Here is a 16,027-nt window from a genome sequence, read left to right on the forward strand (position 1 = left end):
CATGAGCGATTCCGAATTCAGCGATAAAAAAATCCTGCAGAGCTGGCACAGCAATGCCGCGCCCTGGATTCGCGCCATCGACGGCGCCACTATCGCCAGTCGCAAACTGGTTACCGATGGAGCAATTGTAGCCGCCGCGCTGGACCAGCGTCCCCTCTCGGCGCTGGACGTGGGCTGTGGCGAGGGATGGCTGGCGCGGGCGCTGGCCGCAAATGGCATTGACGTGTGGGGAGTTGACGCGGTGCCGGCGCTGATCGAGGCGGCGCAGCGGCGCGCCGGGCCGCGGGAACACTACCGGCAACTCTCCTATGAGGCACTATCCGCAGGCGCACTCCAGGTGCGCTTCGATCTGCTCGTGTGCAACTTCTCACTGCTGGGCCGGGAATCTGTGAAGGGGCTGTTTGGCGCGACCCGGAAACTGCTGAATCCGGGCGGTCACCTGCTGGTGCAGACGCTGCACCCACTGGCCGCCTGTGGTGACGCCGCATACCGGGACGGCTGGCGCCCCGGTTCCTGGCAGGGTTTCAGTGAGGATTTCACGGACCCGGCGCCCTGGTATTTCCGCACCCTGGACAGCTGGTTCGCACTCTACCGCCGCAACGGCCTGGAAGTGGTGGATCTGCGGGAGCCGCTGCACCCCGAGACCGGCAGGCCCGCCTCGCTGATTCTTTGCGGGAAGATCTGTTCTAGTGTCCTGAGTTAGAAGTTCGTTCATGAATTGGCGACTGGATTTCGTTGCCAGGCAAGGCGCGGCGACGAGTCGTAGCAGAGCTATGGCGAGGAGTCGCAACGCAGCTTGGCGGCAAAAGACGCCGAAAGATCAGCTCAAAGAAGCCCCCTAATCGGCCTGGAACAGGGCGGCGCCATTAATTGCCGGTGTGCGCCACCACGATTCTCTATTAGCCTCTTTACTGAAGCCGCTATCCGGTTTGGTATGCGCTAGTCTCAGGCAGGCGATTTTAACAGTAACCCGGAACACGGGCGAAAGGAGCAGCGAATGGATATCCCCGGACTCAAACGCCTGCAGAAAGACTGGCCTCTGCTGACCTATTACCAGAAGTTCGAAAGCATAGTCGCGCTGATACTGACACTGATCATCGGCCTGATCATCGTGGTGGCCACCTTTCGCCTGGGCTACTCGGTGATCTCCGGATTGCTGTTCGGCATACTAAACCCGCTGGAATTCGAAGTGTTCCAGAGGATTTTCGGCGAGATCATGACGCTGCTGATCGCACTCGAGTTCAACCACACACTGCAGTATGTGGTGACGCGCCAGCAGAGTATTATCCAGACGACGGTGGTGATCCTGATCGCGCTGCTGGCATTGGCCAGGAAGTTCATAATTCTGGACCTGAGCAGCACAAGCGCCGGACAGCTGCTCGGTCTGGCCGCGGTAACCCTGGCACTGGGTATTACTTATTGGGTGCTCAGGGAAAAACGGGCCTGTGAACCGGAGAATATCGGCTAATCGCCGGACTGCGGCACAAACCCGACCGGTACCTACAGTCCTGAAGTGAGTCGATAATAGAAATCCAAGCCATACCGCCACAGAAAAAACTCCAGCGCATCCTGGTCACCGCCCCGTGCCTGATTGCCGACGGGGCCAGCTACCTGCTCGGCGTCCCCGCCGGTGGCCCCGCATTCCTGGTGGTGGGATTGCTTTTGAAGGTATCTTCTTGGATTCGCCTGCTGCGCAGTTAATACGGCAACTCCGTTGCCGGCTTGTCGTCGCAAGTCTCGCCGAAAGTCCCGCCGGAATGCATCTGCCGGCACCAGCCCGGAATGGATTATTTAATCTTTTCCTGTTTGCGGCGTGGAAGCAGCCGGAATTCTTCTCACAGAAAATCCGGGCGGGATTCAGATTGCCAAGGTCACATGCTCATGCAATTTTGTCTGAAACAAATTTGGACGCCGAAGGCGCCCGCAGGGCGAGCGCCAGGGATGGCGCGAGCTGGCGATGCCGGAATCAGCGCTGTGTCGTTGCCGGTTGCGGCGCTACGAGTTCCACCGCGCGGCCGGCGCGGCGGCCGTCGGCGCTGCGGGCGCGCAGGGCCTTGACCGCCGCGGCCGGCACCGCATCGGTGAGCGACTGCCAGCGTTCGCCGTCAAAATACTCCAGCGCCAGGCCCGGGTAAGGCAGCGCCGTCAGCAACTGGCCGTTCTCGGCCAGCGCGCCGGGGACCGGCACCCGGTAGCCCACGCCACCGAGATCCAGCTTCAGCAGCTCCTTGTTGCCGAGCGCCGCGGCAAACCCCCGCCAGTCGTCCTCCAGCGCCCGCTTGTCCACCGCGTCGGTCTCGGCGGAAAACGTCTGCCCTTCGACCAGCGGCAGCTCCCAGGCCGCCCGGTGCCAGGCGCGCTCCGCTAGCGCCAGCAGGCGCGGGAAGATCATGTACTCCACCTGGGCATCGGTGCGCACCACCTCGCTCCACAGCTGGCCCTGGATACCGCGCACCCGCTCGGCGAACTCCGGCGCCGGCGCGGTCGCCGACCAGGCATTGCCATCGCGGTCGGTGGAGACCTCCGCCAGTTGCGCGGTATTCAGCGGCGCATAGCTGAAGGTCTTCTTCGTGGCGGTGTGGCGCGAGGCCCAGTAGTAACCGCTCTCCTCGGGATCCACCTCGTAGGGCATGTCGAAATAGAGGAAATCGGAGTGGGACTGCACCACATCGAGGCCGGACTGGGCCAGGTGCACGCTCTCGTCACCACCGCCCCAGAACAGCGGCGCCCAGGAATTCGCATAGTTCTTCTCAGTAGCCAGTTCCTCGCCCGCATCGGCGATGCGCTTGACGCCGTCGTTCCAGGCGGCAAAGGTGGGAATGCCCGCCTCGGCGACCAGCACGCTCACCCGCCGCGCGTAGAACTCGCCCAGTTCATCGATCGAAGCCACGGCGCCGGATTCCACCAGCTGCCGGCACTGGGGCGAATTGCTCCAGGGTTTCCGGCGCGATTCTGCCGCGACATCGCCTTTCTCGGCGTCGGTGCCGGGCGCATCTTCAAAGGAGCCGCCGGCGAGAATGTTCACGGCCTCGTCGCCGCCGAAATGCCAGCTGGTGAGCGGCGCGCCGGCGGCCGCGTGCATGGCCTGCACCTCGCGGATCAGCTTGCCGACAAAGTGATAAGTGGAGTCGATGCAGGGGTTGATATAGCTGTCGTCGTAGAACTGCACCGACAGGAACCGAGTGTCGTCCTGCGGATCGATCAGGCGGTACTCGCTGGCCCTCTCCGGCGCCGCGTCTTTCAAGTGTCGGTAGCGCGCCTCCATGGCCACTACCGCCGCGCGGGCATGGGCGGGCATATCGAACTCGGGTATCACTTCGATATGGCGCGCGGCGGCATAGCGCACTATCTCGATATAGTCATCGACGCTGAAATAGCCGCTGCCGTTGTTGTCGCTGTTGGGCCCCGAGCCCAGTTGCGGCAGCAGGCAGCGGGTTTCGCTCAGGTCGAAGCAGCGCTTGCCACCCACCTCGGTCAGCTCCGGCAGGCCCGGAATTTCCAGGCGCCAGCCCTCGTCGTCGGACAGGTGAAAGTGAAAGCGGTTGAGCTTGTAGGCCGCCATCTGGTCCAGCAGCTTCAGTACCAGCTGCTTGCTGTGAAAATTCCGCCCCACGTCCAGGAACAGCCCGCGGTGCTGGAAGCGCGGCGCATCCTCAACGGTCACTTGTGCCAGGGTGCGGCTCTTTGCGTCCACCAGCGCGAGCAGGGACTGCAGGCCGTAGAAGGCGCCGGCCTGGTCGTAACCGGTGATCTCGGCACTGCGCTCTCCCACCTGCATCCTGTAGGCACCGGCGGTCTCGCTATCGAAAGCGGCCTCTTCAATTTTCACCCGCACCGAGTAGGCGCCGGGGCCGGTCGGCGCCAACTGCAGCCGCTCCAGGCGCTGGCGGAAGGCGTGCAGGCTGGGGCTGTCGAGCGGGCCCGCGTCCACGGCGATGCCGGTGCCGAGGGCCACGGGAGCACCGGTGATTTCCGCCGAGGACGGCTGCGGAATAATCCGCGCGCGCCAGCGGTCATCGGCCGGGAAAGGCTCGCTTCCGAAGTCGGCGTAGCGGCTGGCGGCAGTGGCGAGCACATTGTTGTCCGCCGCTGTGCGCTTCCAGTTATCCGGGTTGTTGTGGTTGATCGGCAGGACCAGCCCCGCGATGCTGTCGCTGTCGGTGGACTCGATTACCTGTGCGGCGCCGGAGCCGTCCACGACAAACAGCCGCGGCATAAAGTCCGACTCGAACTGCATCCAGTTCTCCGCCAGGAAATCCAGTTCCAGCGTCTCACCGGCGCCGATACCGGCGAAACCGTCATTGGGCACCAGGCGGTGCAGATCCCCTTTGACATGCTCGAGGACAAAATCATCGCGGTTCAGCAGGCGAAGGGTGCGGCGCACGCTGTGGAAGTAGAGGGTCCAGTCGCGCTCCTCGGCGCCGATGGCCGGCCCCTCATTGATCAGCGAGATCCGGTAGGTGGAACAGATAGCCCCGCTGCCGCCGGCGCGCTTGCAGTCTGCGCGCAGCGCCGCATCCACGCCCTGAAAGTTGGTCAGCACCTCCTGGGTCACGGAGAAATTCCGCGCGATCAGCGCCGCGCCGTCGAGTTTGCTGTGCTCGGTCGGACTGCAGGCGGAAAGGAGGGCGCCGAGGGCCAGGGTCGGGAAAATCGGGGCGCGTATCATGACTCTTCTCTTATTCTTAACGGGCAGGAGGCAACCATAGCGAAAAAGACAACGCTGTCAACCGCGTTCATCGCGGCATGCTTCCCGGGGCAATGCGCGGTTGCAGGGCTGCGACTAACAGGGAGGGAAAGGCGGGGGGCAGGCCAGGAGGAAAAACAGGATAAAAAGGCCCGCCAATACAAAAATGACCAGTGGGTGCCAAGATGCCTAGGGTCGATCAAAAAGGCGACTTAGATCAAGTTTTCATTACGAGAGAATCAGTATCGTAGATGCAGTAATAATAAACTTTGGCGCTCTCCTTCTCACCACCTTGACCAGATGGACAACAATGAGAAAACCCAGCACGGATGCGGCCTGCAACATAACGACCGACTTTCTGGGATAGTTCAAAAATTAAGGTTGCATTAGGCGTCAAGAGTATGAGATACAACAGTGTATTAAGGGTGAACCATAATAATTTTGACGACTGCTAAGCGGTCGTTTGGCTAAAAAGTAGACACCCGGGGTAGATACCATGGAACTCTGCAGTCTTCGATTCCGTCCCAATAAACACTTGCCATTCGTGTTGGGTCTGCTTTTGTTTCCCGCTTCCAGTTCCTGTCTCGCCGATGACCTGTTTATTCCCGACTCCAGCAGCGCGCTCAACCTGGAGGCCGACAACGCCTTCTTCATCGACAGCGCCTTCGGCATGGACAATGCGGCCCTCTACGAGGCCGCGGAAAACCTCCGCAACAATTCCATGAGCACCGTGCAGCGCCGCCTGAACTACCAGTGGCTGCAGATGCATACGAATCCGGACAAGTTCCAGCCCACAACCGGCGGCAAGGCGCTCAATGAAATCCTGAAGATGGGCTGGCAGACCTATCGCGAGCAGAACAAACGCAACCTCAACAGCGGTTTCCTGCGCTATACCAACGGCCACGGCAAGATCGGCAACGCACTCGATTACGACGTGCGCCTGTCCGACGACAAGTTCAAGTTCTCGTTCGAATACGAGTTCTGATCCCCGTCTTAATTCCTGGTTTGTTAGAATCTCCGCCAGTTATTCCCTGGCGGAGATTGCCGTGAGCAACCCAGACACCCCCACTTCTTTTTCCCAACTGCCCCACGCGAGTGTCGGCCGGCGCCTCGCCGCACTGGTCTACGATGCACTGATCGTTATGGGGCTCCTGATGGTTTACGGCTTTGTCGCAATGCTGGTGGCATCGACGGTGGTGGGGCTGAACTGCCAGCCGGAGGCACTCGACTACAACCCCTGCGTCGGCGGCCCGCTGTTCCAGCTGGGTGCCGTGGCGGTGATCGCCGGCTATTTTGTCTGGTCCTGGCGCGCCGCCGGGCAGACGATCGGCATGCGCGCCTGGCGCCTGCTGCTGGCGAACGCCGACGGCGTGCAGCTGAGCTGGCGACAGTGCGCCGTGCGGGCCCTGACCGCCCCCCTATCCCTCGCCTGCCTCGGCCTGGGCTATTTCTGGGGATGGACGCGCGCGGACAGGGCCAGCTGGCACGATCTCGCGTCGGACTCTGAAGTGCGCCTGCTGCCGAAAAAGAAAAAGAAATAGCAGTGAGAAGTTATCAACCCGGCATTGAATCTTGCCGGGTTGACAGGCGGCACGGGGCGCTGCCGCCGCGCACCGGTTCAGCGCGCGCGCTTGAGGAGCAGCCACCCCACGGCAAAACACAGCAGTATCGGCAGCAGTACGGCGATAAACGGCGGAAAACCGAACACCAGTGAGGAGGGGCCCAGCATGTCCTGCAGGGTTTGAAACACGATACCGACAATAACGCCGGTAAATACCCGCAGGCCGGTGGTCACTTCCCGCAGCGGACCGAAAATAAATGAGATCGCCACCATGACCAGGCTGGCGATGGTCAGCGGCTGCAGCATTTTTTTCCAGAACTGCAGCCAGTAGCGACTGGAATCCTCGCCTTTGCGATCGAGAAACTTGCCGTAGGACCACAGGTTGCGCGGCGAAAGATCCGAGGGTAGCGGCACGACGAGGGCGAACAGCTCCGGCAGGATATCCGTCTGCCACTCGCTGCGCGGCGTTATTTCACTCATGGATCTGTCCGCGCCGAAGGTGGTGGCCCGGCTGTTTTCCAGCAGCCACTGCTCACCGTCGAAGCGGCCGCGCTCGGAGAACTCCACCCGCTGCAGTTCGCGGTCCTCGCCGAAGCGGTAGCGGGTAATGCCGTACAGTACGCCATCGGGCAGCGCCGCATTGAAATGCACAAACTCCCCGCCGTCTCTGAGCCACAGTCCCTGCTCGAGGCCGCTGGCCTCGAGTTCGCCAAGCGCCATCGCCTTGCGGCTCTCCGCCACCTGGTTGGTCTTGGGTATCACGAATTCCGCCAGCGCCATGCCCAAAACAATCAGCAGCAGCACCGGCTTCATCACCGCCCAGGTGATGCGCCCGATCGAGACGCCGGCGGCGCGCATGACCGTCAGCTCGCTGGTGCCGGCGAGCGTGCCCAGCCCCACCAAACAACCCACCAGGGCGGAGAAGCCGAGCTGCTCGTAAATGCGGTCCGGCAGGGTCCAGGCCACATACTGCACGGCATCGGCGAACTGGTAGTCGCCCTCGAGCTCGCCCAGCTGGTCGACAATGGCGAAAATCAAATCCAGCCCGAGAATGACCAGCAGCACCGCGCCAACGGCCAGCGCTATGGTGCGGGCGATGTAAAGATCCAGTCTACGCATCTGCCGCCCCCCCGCTTTGCACCGCCGGGCGCTTCGGCCGCCGGCGCCAGCTGCCGCCGCCGAGCAGCAGCAGGCCGAGAACCAGGAACGGTGGATGGACCAGCCAGATGGCGGCCGGATTGGCGATCTTGCCGTCCTCGATGGCGCCGCGCACGCCCTGCAGTATCACCAGGTAAGTGATATACAAGAGCACCGCCGGAACCATTTTTGCGTAGCGTCCCTGGCGCGGGTTGGTGCGCGACAGGGGCACCGCCAGCACCGCGACCACCATCACCAGCACCGGCAGGCTGAAGCGCCAGTGCAGGAAGGCGCGTTCCTGCGGCACGTCGCTGCGCCACAGGTCCAGGGTGGAAGCGGATTCGATGCGGTCGCGCCAGCGGCTGCGGGTCTCCGGAATCTCCAGCTGCACCTCGTAACTGGCAAATTTCATCAGGCGGTAATCCCGCTGCCCGGGTACGCCTTCGTAACGGTAGCCGTCGCGCAATACCAGGTAGCGCAAGCCGGTATCCGGGTCTATCTCCTGCACCCCCTCGCGCGCGAGGATCACGATCTGCTGATCGGCCTCGGTTTCAGCGCCCGAGGAACCCAGCTCCGCGAGGAATACATCGTACATGGTGGACTTGTCATCGCTGAGCGAGTCGGCGTAATAGACCGCCCTGTCGCCCTCGGTAGCGACAAACTTCTTCGGCACCAGATGATCGAATTCATTGCGCGACTTGTCGGCTGTGAGCAGCCCCGAGGAACGCTCCATGCCAGTGGGCGAAAAGTAGAGGCTCATGGCAGCCACCACCAGCGCCACCAGGAAAGCCGGTGCCAGCGTGTACATCAACAGGCGTCGCTCGCTGAAACCGCAGGCGTGCAGTACCGTCATCTCGCTTTCGATATACAACCTGCCATAGGCGAGCAGAATGCCGACGAACAGGCCGAGCGGCAGCACCAGTTCCAGAAAGCCGGGCAGTCGGTAACCCATCAGGGAAAAGAGGATATTGGCGGAGAGATCGCCAGCCGCCGCCTCTGCCAGATATTTCACGAAGCGGCCGCTCATCACCATCAGCAGCAATACAGCGCTGACTGCCAGCGTGGCGAAAAGCAGCTCGCGGCAGAGGTAGCGGAAAATAATCACAGGGCGAATGAATTCCTTGGCGACAGCGGTGTGGCGAATTCTTGATCAAAAAATGGGCAAGTTTCCCGGCGGATACAGCAATCCCGCAGCTGGCAGGTTAAACTTGTGCGGCGCATTATCGCCAATATTACTTGCAATGTCTCGGTTCAGGGCCATTGATTCAGTTTCACCAGGTATTAAGGAAAAGGAATTATGCAGTTCTCTGCCAAGGTCTCCGATATCAGCAAACAGCGCAGCGCCTGCGCCATTATTTCCGCCGATGCGAAAAACCGCCTCAGCAGCAGTGGCGCCGCACTGGACAAGGCCACTGGTGAAATTATCGGCAAAGTGCTGAAGCGCGGCGACCTCGGCAGCAAACTGGGCAGCACACTGACGCTGAATCTGGTGGAGGGCCCGGCGGAGCGGGTACTGCTGGTCCGCAGTGACGAGGGTGTCCTGAGCCAGGCGGATTTCCGCAAGCTGGCCAAGGCCAGCGCCAACGTCGCCAAGGGCTTCAAGGATGCCACCAGCTACCTGACCGAACTGGAAGTTGCGGATGCCGACAGCGCCTGGCAGGCCCAGCAACTCGTACTCGCCGCCGGACTGGCCGCCTATAAATTCACCCGCTGCCTGAGCGACGCCAAAGGCAATCCACTGGCCAAATTCACCGTGCACGCGCCGGACAGCAAGCAACTGAAAGCGGTGCAGCGCGGCGTCGACATCGGTGCGGCCCAGGCACTTGGCAGCAACGTGGCGCGGGAACTGGGTAACCTGCCCGGCAATATCTGCAACCCGACCTACCTCGCCGCCGAAGCGCGCACACTGGCCAAAAAACACGCAACGCTGACCACCACCGTGCTCGACGACAAGAAGATGGCGTCGCTCGGCATGGGCGCCTTCCTGAGCGTGGCCAAGGGCAGCGACGAACCGCCGGCCCTGATCGCCATGCACTATCAAGGTGGCAAGAGCAAGGGCGGCAAAGCCACCGACAAGCCGGTGGTCCTGGTTGGCAAGGGGATCACTTTCGACAGCGGCGGCATCAGCATCAAGCCCGGCCTGCAGATGGACGAAATGAAATTCGACATGTGCGGCGCCGCCAGTGTCTTCGGCGTTATGCACGCGCTGCTGGAGCTGCAGCCGGCGATCAACGTGGTCGGCCTGGTGGCCGCCGCCGAGAACATGCCGAGCGGCCGCGCCAGCAAGCCCGGCGATATCGTCACCTCCATGTCCGGCAAGACCATCGAGATTCTCAACACCGACGCCGAGGGCCGCCTGGTACTCTGCGATACGCTCACATACGCCGCCAAATTCAAGCCGAGTATCGTCATCGATGTCGCCACCCTCACCGGGGCCTGCGTCATTGCCCTCGGCAACCACGCGACCGGGCTCTATGCCAACGACGACGAGCTGGCCAAGGAACTGCTCGCGGCCGGCGAGCGCACCGGCGACCGCGCCTGGCACATGCCGCTGTGGGACGAGTACCAGTCCTCGCTGGACTCCAACTTCGCCGACCTCCAGAATATCGGCGGCCGCGAAGCCGGTTCCGTAACCGCCGCCTGCTTCTTGTCCCGCTTCGCCGAGGATTACACCTGGGCGCACCTGGATATCGCCGGCAGCGCCTGGAATTCCGGTGCCAACAAAGGCGCCACCGGACGGCCGGTGCCGCTGCTGATGGAATACCTGCTGGGCAAATAACCCGGCTCCTTACCCCGGCCACTCTCGTAGGGTGCGCCGCGCGCACCGCGGGTCCAGTGGTGCGCGACCGCCATGGACGGCGCAAGTGCAGAAAATGCAGGAGCAATTTTCTGTCGCGGCGCACCCTACGGAGCAGAAACATCGAGGCTAAATCCTGTCCCGGATCCAATTGCCAACCACATTGATACGAAAAATGACCCGCATAGATTTCTACGTACTCGCCTCCGAACAGCTTCGGGACGCCGATCTCTTCGCCTGCCGCCTCGCGGAGAAGGCCTACCGGAGCGGCCTGCGGGTGCTTGTGGCAGTGGACGACAAGGCGCGGCAGGAGCAGCTGGACCAGCTGCTGTGGAGCTTCCGCGAGGACAGCTTCCTGCCCCACGCACCGCAGAATGCAGAGCAGAGCGCGGCCGTGGAGGTCAATTGCGGCGAGGATCCGGGCACTCACCACGGCCTGCTGATCAACCTCTGCAGCGATGTGCCCGGCTGGTTCAGCCGCTTCGAGCGACTGGCGGAAATCGTCGTGCAGAGGCCGGAGTCGCTGGCCCGGTCGCGATCGCGCTTCAGCCACTTTCGCGATCGCGGATATCCGCTACAATCCCATAAAATCAAATAACTTCTGGTAAGCAGCCGCTCACACAACCATGTCCGGTCGAAAGAACAAATACAAACAGCGCGGGCAGCAACGCGGGCAATCCACCGACCTGCTCGACGAGCTGAATTCCCTGCGCGACCTGCTGGGCAGCGATGACATCGGCGATATTCCGCTGCTCGACCAGGTTGCCTCGCCCGGCAGTCCCCAGCGACCCGCCGCCCCGCCGATCACGCCCCGTCCGCCGGTGCGGGCGCCCCTGGACGAACTCGACCTGCCGATCCTGTTCTCGCCGGTGGACGAGGAGTTGTCTGAGGATTTCACGGCCGAACTGAACGAATCCGACCTAAAGCTGCTGCGCCCGCTGCAGGATCTGCCCGCGGCCCCGCAGGACAGTAAGCCTGCGGCCGCGAAAGACCACGCGCCGGCGCCGCGGCGGGAACAACAGCGAGAGCTGTTCGAGCAGCCGGCACCGGTCACGGAGAACCCGTTCCTGCCGGCGCATATCCGCGCGCGCCTCACCGGCGGACGGGTGCCCAGGGCCGAAGAACCTCTACCGGAACCCGCAGCGGCCCCCGCACGGGTTGACGTATCCCTGATTCCCGAAGAAGTCCTGGTACCGGAGCCTGAGCCCGCCCCTCCGAACGCGGCTGCGCCCGCACCGACAGACGCCTGTCGACAGGCGTCCGCGAAGAAAGCCGCAGACCCGGCCGCGATCCTGATGTCGGGGGGCGAAGACGAGCGCCGGCAGCTGGTCGACCGCCTGGTGGCCAAACAGCTGCCGGAGCTGGAGCGCCAGCTGCGCGCCCGTATCGAGCAGATGCTGGACGAACTGGAGGCCAGGCGCTGAGCCCGGGGCCGCCACCCTCTCCTTTTGCCGCCCTCTCCTTTTGCCGCCTCTAGCCCAGCGGTATAATTCCCGCCTTTTTGGCGCGGCCGGACTATCCTGAGCCCGATTGGCGCGCCCGCAGTCAGTTAACACAAGGTTTCCCACCCGCATGGACAAGACATACCAGCCCAACGCCATAGAACAGCAGTGGTACAAGACCTGGGAGGAGAGCGGCTACTTCAAGCCCAATGGCGATACCGAAGCCAAGCCCTACTGCATCATGATCCCGCCGCCGAACGTCACCGGCAGCCTGCACATGGGCCACGGCTTCCAGGAGTCCATCATGGATGCGCTGATCCGCTACCACCGCATGCAGGGCGACAACACCCTGTGGCAGGTGGGCACGGACCACGCCGGTATCGCCACCCAGATGGTGGTCGAGCGTCTTTTGAGCGCTGAAGGCAAAAGCCGCCACGAACTGGGCCGGGACAAGTTCATCGAAAAAGTGTGGGAGTGGAAGGAGGAGTCCGGCGGCACCATCACCCGCCAGCTGCGCCGCCTGGGCGCCAGCCCCGACTGGTCCCGCGAGCGCTTCACCATGGACGACGGCTTCTACCAGGCGGTGCAGGAAGTCTTTATCCGCCTGTACGAAGACGGTCTGATCTACCGCGGCAAGCGCCTGGTGAACTGGGACCCGAAACTGCACACGGCGATTTCCGACCTGGAAGTACTGAACGAAGAGGAACAGGGCCACCTGTGGCACTTCCGCTATCCGCTGGCGGACGGCAGTGGCCATCTCGTCGTCGCCACCACCCGCCCGGAAACCATGCTCGGCGACACCGCGGTCGCGGTACACCCGGAGGACGAGCGCTACCGGCACCTGATCGGCAAGACCATCAAGCTGCCGCTGGCGGAGCGCGAGATCCCGATTATCGGCGACGATTACGTCGATCGCGAATTCGGCACCGGCTGCGTCAAGATCACCCCGGCGCACGACTTCAACGACTACGAGATGGGCCAGCGCCACGACCTCGAGATCATCAACATCCTCGACGCGGACGCCAACCTGAACGAGAACGTGCCGCAGAAATACCGCGGTATGGAGCGCTTCGCCGCCCGCTCGCAGGTGGTCGACGACCTGGATGCCCTGGGCCTGCTGGAGAAAATCGAACCGCACACCTTGAAAGTGCCGCGCGGCGATCGCTCCGGCGTGGTCATCGAACCCTGGCTCACCGATCAATGGTATGTAAAAACCCAGCCGCTGGCGGAAGAGGCCATCAAGGCGGTGGAAGACGGCCGCGTCGAATTCGTGCCGAAAAACTACGAGAACATGTATTTCTCCTGGATGCGCGATATCCAGGACTGGTGTATCTCTCGCCAGCTGTGGTGGGGCCACCGCATTCCCGCCTGGTATGACTACCAGGGCAATGTCTACGTCGGCCGCAGCGAGAAACAGGTGCGCGAGAAGCACGGCCTCGACGCCGACACGGCCCTGCGCCAGGACGACGACGTGCTCGATACCTGGTTCTCTTCCGGCCTGTGGACCTTCGGCACCCTCGGCTGGCCGGAAGAAACTCCGGAACTGCACACCTTCCACCCGACCTCGGTGCTGGTGACGGGCTTCGACATCATCTTCTTCTGGGTCGCGCGCATGATGATGCTGACCCTGCATTTCAAGAAGGAAGTGCCCTTCCGCACCGTGTACGTCCACGGCCTGGTGCGCGACAGCCACGGGCAGAAGATGTCCAAGTCCAAGGGCAATGTGCTGGACCCGATCGATCTGATCGACGGTATCGACCTGGAAAGCCTGGTGCAGAAACGCACCACCGGCATGATGCTGCCGCACCTGCGCGAGAAGATCGAGAAGCAGACCCGCAAGGAATTCCCCGACGGTATCGCCGCCTACGGCACAGACGCGCTGCGCTACACCTACTACTCGCTGGCCTCCACCGGCCGCGATATCAAGTTCGATGTGGGGCGCATCGAGGGCTTCCGCAACTTCTGCAACAAGATCTGGAATGCCTCGCGCTATGTGCTGCAGAACTGCGAGGGCCACGACTGCGGCCAGGACGGCAGCGGCGACTTCGAGCTGACCCTCGCCGACCGCTGGATCATTTCCCAATTGCAGCGCACCGAAATCACCATTCGCGAGGCGATGGATACTTATCGCTTCGACCTGGCTTCCCAGGCGCTGTACGACTTTATCTGGGCGGAGTACTGCAGCTGGTACCTGGAACTGTCGAAGCCGGTGCTCTGGGACGAAAATGCCAGTGACGCCATCAAGAAGGGCACACGCCGCACACTGATCCGGGTACTGGAGACGGTGCTGCGCCTGGCGCACCCGCTGATGCCGTTTATCACCGAGGAGATCTGGCAGCGCGTCAAGGCGCTGGCGGGCAGCCAGGGCGACACCATCATGCTGCAGCCCTACCCGGAAGCCAACAAGCACAAGATCGACACCGAAGCGGAAGCGGCGATCGCCTGGCTGAAACAGGTGATCGAAGGGGTGCGCAATATCCGCGGCGAGATGAACATCTCCCCGGCAAAGAAAATTCCGCTGATCCTGCGCGGCGGCTCGGCCCGGGACAAGGAATTGCTGGAACAGGCCCGCAGCCTGCTGAGCAAGCTCGCCAGCCTGGAATCGATCGCCTGGCTGGCTGCCGGCGAAGCCGCGCCCGCCTCCGCCACGGCCCTGGTCGGCGACATGGAGCTGCTGGTACCCATGGCTGGACTGATCGATGTGCAGGCGGAAACGGCGCGCCTGCAGAAAGAAATCGACAGGCTGGAAAAGGAGCTTGGCCGCGTGGCGGGCAAGCTGCAGAACCCCAAGTTTGTCGACAAGGCACCGGCCGAGGTGGTCGCCAAGGAAAAGGAAAGGCTCACTGACATGCAGAGCGCTCAGGCGCGATTGCAGCAGCAGCTGGAGGAAATCAGCAAACTGTGATGACGTGAATATTCACCGAAAACACAGCAACAAAGGGGCCTCAGGCCCCTTTTTTGCGCGCAAAAATCTGCCGAAAAAAATTCGCTGACGCTAAATATTACAGAAGCTACGCGCATAAAAACGATTTAGCTAAGAAACAATCGTTCCTTAGCCAAACTGGCGCTATCCCCGTCAAAGATTTATAAATCAGGCAACGTTTCGATTTGAATCGCGCTTCAATTGATATCCGCGCCAATACGCACAACAACAACAAGAATTACTGCGTCAATTGGCTCCCGTCCGCAACGGCAGCCAACTCTGTAACCAGCAAGAATTTCTGAGGTTTCTCTTACGCCGTTGTATCAGTGATGAACCCGGGCCCGCGCCCAACAGCAGATCGGGGAGAGAGAAGTTGCAATACCCAGCCCAGTTCGACCCGGCCATGCATTTTGCACAAATTTGGCCACTGGTTGTCTACTGCCTGGCCGTCCTGGCATTAATTGCGCTGATGCTTGGCCTGTCGAGTGTGCTCGGTCAGCGCCGCCGGGACCCGGCCACTGACGAACCCTTCGAGTCCGGCATTGTCTCCCAGGGAAGCGCCCGCCTGCGCATCTCTGTCGCCTACTATCTCGTCGCCATTCTCTTTATCGTCTTCGACCTGGAGGCAATTTATCTGTTCAGCTGGGCCATTGCCTTCCGCGAAGCCGGAATGCTGGGTTTTGTCGAAGCGACGATTTTCATCGTGATACTGCTGGCCGGCCTGGTCTATCTGTGGCGCCTGGGCGCACTGGACTGGGGCGGCAGGCAAAAGAGCCGGATGGAAGCCGGAGACCATCGATAAAAAATAAGGAAGCACTATGCGCTGGCAGTTGACCAAAGCGGAAGACCTGATTGCGGCGAGCGGTGGGCGCACGGAAGAGGAAATTTTCTCCGAGGAAGTCAAAAAAAACATTCTGCTGACCAAACTGGAAGACCTGGTGGCTTGGGGCAGGGCCAATTCCCTCTGGCCATTTAATTTCGGCCTGTCCTGCTGCTATGTGGAAATGGCCACCGCATTTACCAGCCGTCACGACATCTCCCGTTTCGGGGCGGAAGTCATCCGCGCGACACCGCGGCAGGCGGACCTGATCGTCATCTCCGGCACTGTATTCATAAAAATGGCGCCGGTATTGCAGCGTCTCTACGAGCAGATGATGGAGCCCCGCTGGGTGATTTCCATGGGGTCCTGTGCCAACTCAGGCGGCATGTATGACATCTACAGCGTCGTGCAGGGCGTAGACCGCTTCCTGCCGGTGGATGTCTATGTGCCGGGCTGCCCGCCCCGCCCAGAGGCACTGATGCAGGGCCTGACCCTACTGCAGAAATCCGTGGCCGCCGAGCGCCGCGGCCTGAGCTGGATCGTCGACGACCACGGACCGCGCCAGGTGCCCAAGACCAGCCAGCGCGACCTGCACTGCGAAGCGCGCATGCGCGCGGACCGGCTGCGCGCACCGGATACCGTCTAGCCACTAAACAGTCC

13 protein-coding genes are annotated in these 16,027 nt (G+C 62.1%); 10 read left to right on the forward strand and 3 right to left on the reverse strand.

The window, feature by feature from the left end; translation table 11 throughout:
* Window position 1: 1 nt before the first annotated feature.
* Together RRF64_RS16620 and RRF64_RS16625 are read left to right on the forward strand one after the other, a co-directional pair.
* Window positions 2–703, forward strand: a complete 702-nt coding sequence (locus RRF64_RS16620) for a class I SAM-dependent methyltransferase (RefSeq protein WP_323847045.1) — start codon at window positions 2–4, stop codon at window positions 701–703.
* A 294-nt stretch (window positions 704–997) separates the two neighbouring features.
* Window positions 998–1,468: a phosphate-starvation-inducible PsiE family protein gene (locus RRF64_RS16625; RefSeq protein WP_323847046.1), complete on the forward strand. Its 471-nt coding sequence runs from the start codon at window positions 998–1,000 to the stop codon at window positions 1,466–1,468.
* Between the two features lie 498 nt (window positions 1,469–1,966).
* On the opposite strand, the gene RRF64_RS16630 is transcribed toward RRF64_RS16625, so the two are convergent.
* Window positions 1,967–4,669 carry a family 20 glycosylhydrolase gene (locus tag RRF64_RS16630; RefSeq protein ID WP_323847047.1) on the reverse strand — a complete coding sequence of 901 codons (2,703 nt, stop codon included), beginning with the start codon at window positions 4,667–4,669 and terminating at the stop codon, window positions 1,967–1,969.
* A 514-nt stretch (window positions 4,670–5,183) separates the two neighbouring features.
* On the opposite strand from RRF64_RS16630, the gene RRF64_RS16635 reads away from it, so the two are divergent.
* Together RRF64_RS16635 and RRF64_RS16640 are read left to right on the forward strand one after the other, a co-directional pair.
* The gene (locus RRF64_RS16635) at window positions 5,184–5,672 is read left to right on the forward strand and encodes a hypothetical protein (RefSeq protein ID WP_323847048.1); all 489 of its coding nucleotides are present in this window, start codon (window positions 5,184–5,186) and stop codon (window positions 5,670–5,672) included.
* Between the two features lie 61 nt (window positions 5,673–5,733).
* Complete coding sequence (locus tag RRF64_RS16640) at window positions 5,734–6,228, forward strand: RDD family protein (RefSeq protein ID WP_323847049.1); 495 nt, start codon at window positions 5,734–5,736, stop codon at window positions 6,226–6,228.
* Window positions 6,229–6,305: 77 nt separating this feature from the next.
* Here the strand turns inward: RRF64_RS16640 and lptG are convergent, their stop codons facing one another.
* Both lptG and lptF read right to left on the reverse strand, forming a co-directional pair.
* The gene (gene lptG, locus RRF64_RS16645; RefSeq protein WP_323847050.1) at window positions 6,306–7,367 is read right to left on the reverse strand and encodes an LPS export ABC transporter permease LptG; all 1,062 of its coding nucleotides are present in this window, start codon (window positions 7,365–7,367) and stop codon (window positions 6,306–6,308) included.
* On the reverse strand, window positions 7,360–8,490 hold the full coding sequence (lptF, locus tag RRF64_RS16650; RefSeq protein ID WP_323847051.1) for an LPS export ABC transporter permease LptF: 1,131 nt from the start codon (window positions 8,488–8,490) through the stop codon (window positions 7,360–7,362). Before lptF ends, lptG begins: the two co-directional genes overlap by 8 nt.
* Before the next feature lie 192 nt (window positions 8,491–8,682).
* On the opposite strand from lptF, the gene RRF64_RS16655 reads away from it, so the two are divergent.
* The 6 genes from RRF64_RS16655 to RRF64_RS16680 all read left to right on the forward strand — a co-directional run bounded on the left by RRF64_RS16655 (window position 8,683) and on the right by RRF64_RS16680 (window position 16,013).
* Complete coding sequence (locus tag RRF64_RS16655; protein WP_323847052.1) at window positions 8,683–10,164, forward strand: leucyl aminopeptidase; 1,482 nt, start codon at window positions 8,683–8,685, stop codon at window positions 10,162–10,164.
* A gap of 193 nt (window positions 10,165–10,357) precedes the next feature.
* Complete coding sequence (locus RRF64_RS16660; protein WP_323847053.1) at window positions 10,358–10,780, forward strand: DNA polymerase III subunit chi; 423 nt, start codon at window positions 10,358–10,360, stop codon at window positions 10,778–10,780.
* A gap of 28 nt (window positions 10,781–10,808) precedes the next feature.
* On the forward strand, window positions 10,809–11,606 hold the full coding sequence (locus tag RRF64_RS16665; RefSeq protein ID WP_323847054.1) for a hypothetical protein: 798 nt from the start codon (window positions 10,809–10,811) through the stop codon (window positions 11,604–11,606).
* Between the two features lie 148 nt (window positions 11,607–11,754).
* Window positions 11,755–14,529 (forward strand): valine--tRNA ligase, encoded by a 2,775-nt coding sequence (locus tag RRF64_RS16670; protein ID WP_323847055.1) that lies wholly within the window; start codon window positions 11,755–11,757, stop codon window positions 14,527–14,529.
* A gap of 391 nt (window positions 14,530–14,920) precedes the next feature.
* Window positions 14,921–15,349 carry an NADH-quinone oxidoreductase subunit A gene (ndhC, locus tag RRF64_RS16675; protein WP_479691304.1) on the forward strand — a complete coding sequence of 143 codons (429 nt, stop codon included), beginning with the start codon at window positions 14,921–14,923 and terminating at the stop codon, window positions 15,347–15,349.
* 16 nt (window positions 15,350–15,365) lie between these two features.
* Entirely contained in the window at window positions 15,366–16,013 is a 648-nt protein-coding gene (locus RRF64_RS16680; protein ID WP_323847056.1) for a NuoB/complex I 20 kDa subunit family protein, read from the forward strand.
* The last annotated feature ends 14 nt before the right edge of the window (window positions 16,014–16,027 follow it).

Source organism: Microbulbifer magnicolonia (genome assembly GCF_035117725.1).
Taxonomy (GTDB): domain Bacteria; phylum Pseudomonadota; class Gammaproteobacteria; order Pseudomonadales; family Cellvibrionaceae; genus Microbulbifer; species Microbulbifer magnicolonia.

Coding starts and splice junctions, on each gene's coding strand:
- RRF64_RS16620 (WP_323847045.1), top strand. CDS start 2: ATGAGCGATTCCGAATTCAGCGATAAAAAAATCCTGCAGAGCTGGCAC.
- RRF64_RS16625 (WP_323847046.1), top strand. CDS start 998: ATGGATATCCCCGGACTCAAACGCCTGCAGAAAGACTGGCCTCTGCTG.
- RRF64_RS16630 (WP_323847047.1), bottom strand. CDS start 4,669: ATGATACGCGCCCCGATTTTCCCGACCCTGGCCCTCGGCGCCCTCCTT.
- RRF64_RS16635 (WP_323847048.1), top strand. CDS start 5,184: ATGGAACTCTGCAGTCTTCGATTCCGTCCCAATAAACACTTGCCATTC.
- lptG (WP_323847050.1), bottom strand. CDS start 7,367: ATGCGTAGACTGGATCTTTACATCGCCCGCACCATAGCGCTGGCCGTT.
- RRF64_RS16655 (WP_323847052.1), top strand. CDS start 8,683: ATGCAGTTCTCTGCCAAGGTCTCCGATATCAGCAAACAGCGCAGCGCC.
- RRF64_RS16660 (WP_323847053.1), top strand. CDS start 10,358: ATGACCCGCATAGATTTCTACGTACTCGCCTCCGAACAGCTTCGGGAC.
- RRF64_RS16665 (WP_323847054.1), top strand. CDS start 10,809: ATGTCCGGTCGAAAGAACAAATACAAACAGCGCGGGCAGCAACGCGGG.
- RRF64_RS16670 (WP_323847055.1), top strand. CDS start 11,755: ATGGACAAGACATACCAGCCCAACGCCATAGAACAGCAGTGGTACAAG.
- RRF64_RS16680 (WP_323847056.1), top strand. CDS start 15,366: ATGCGCTGGCAGTTGACCAAAGCGGAAGACCTGATTGCGGCGAGCGGT.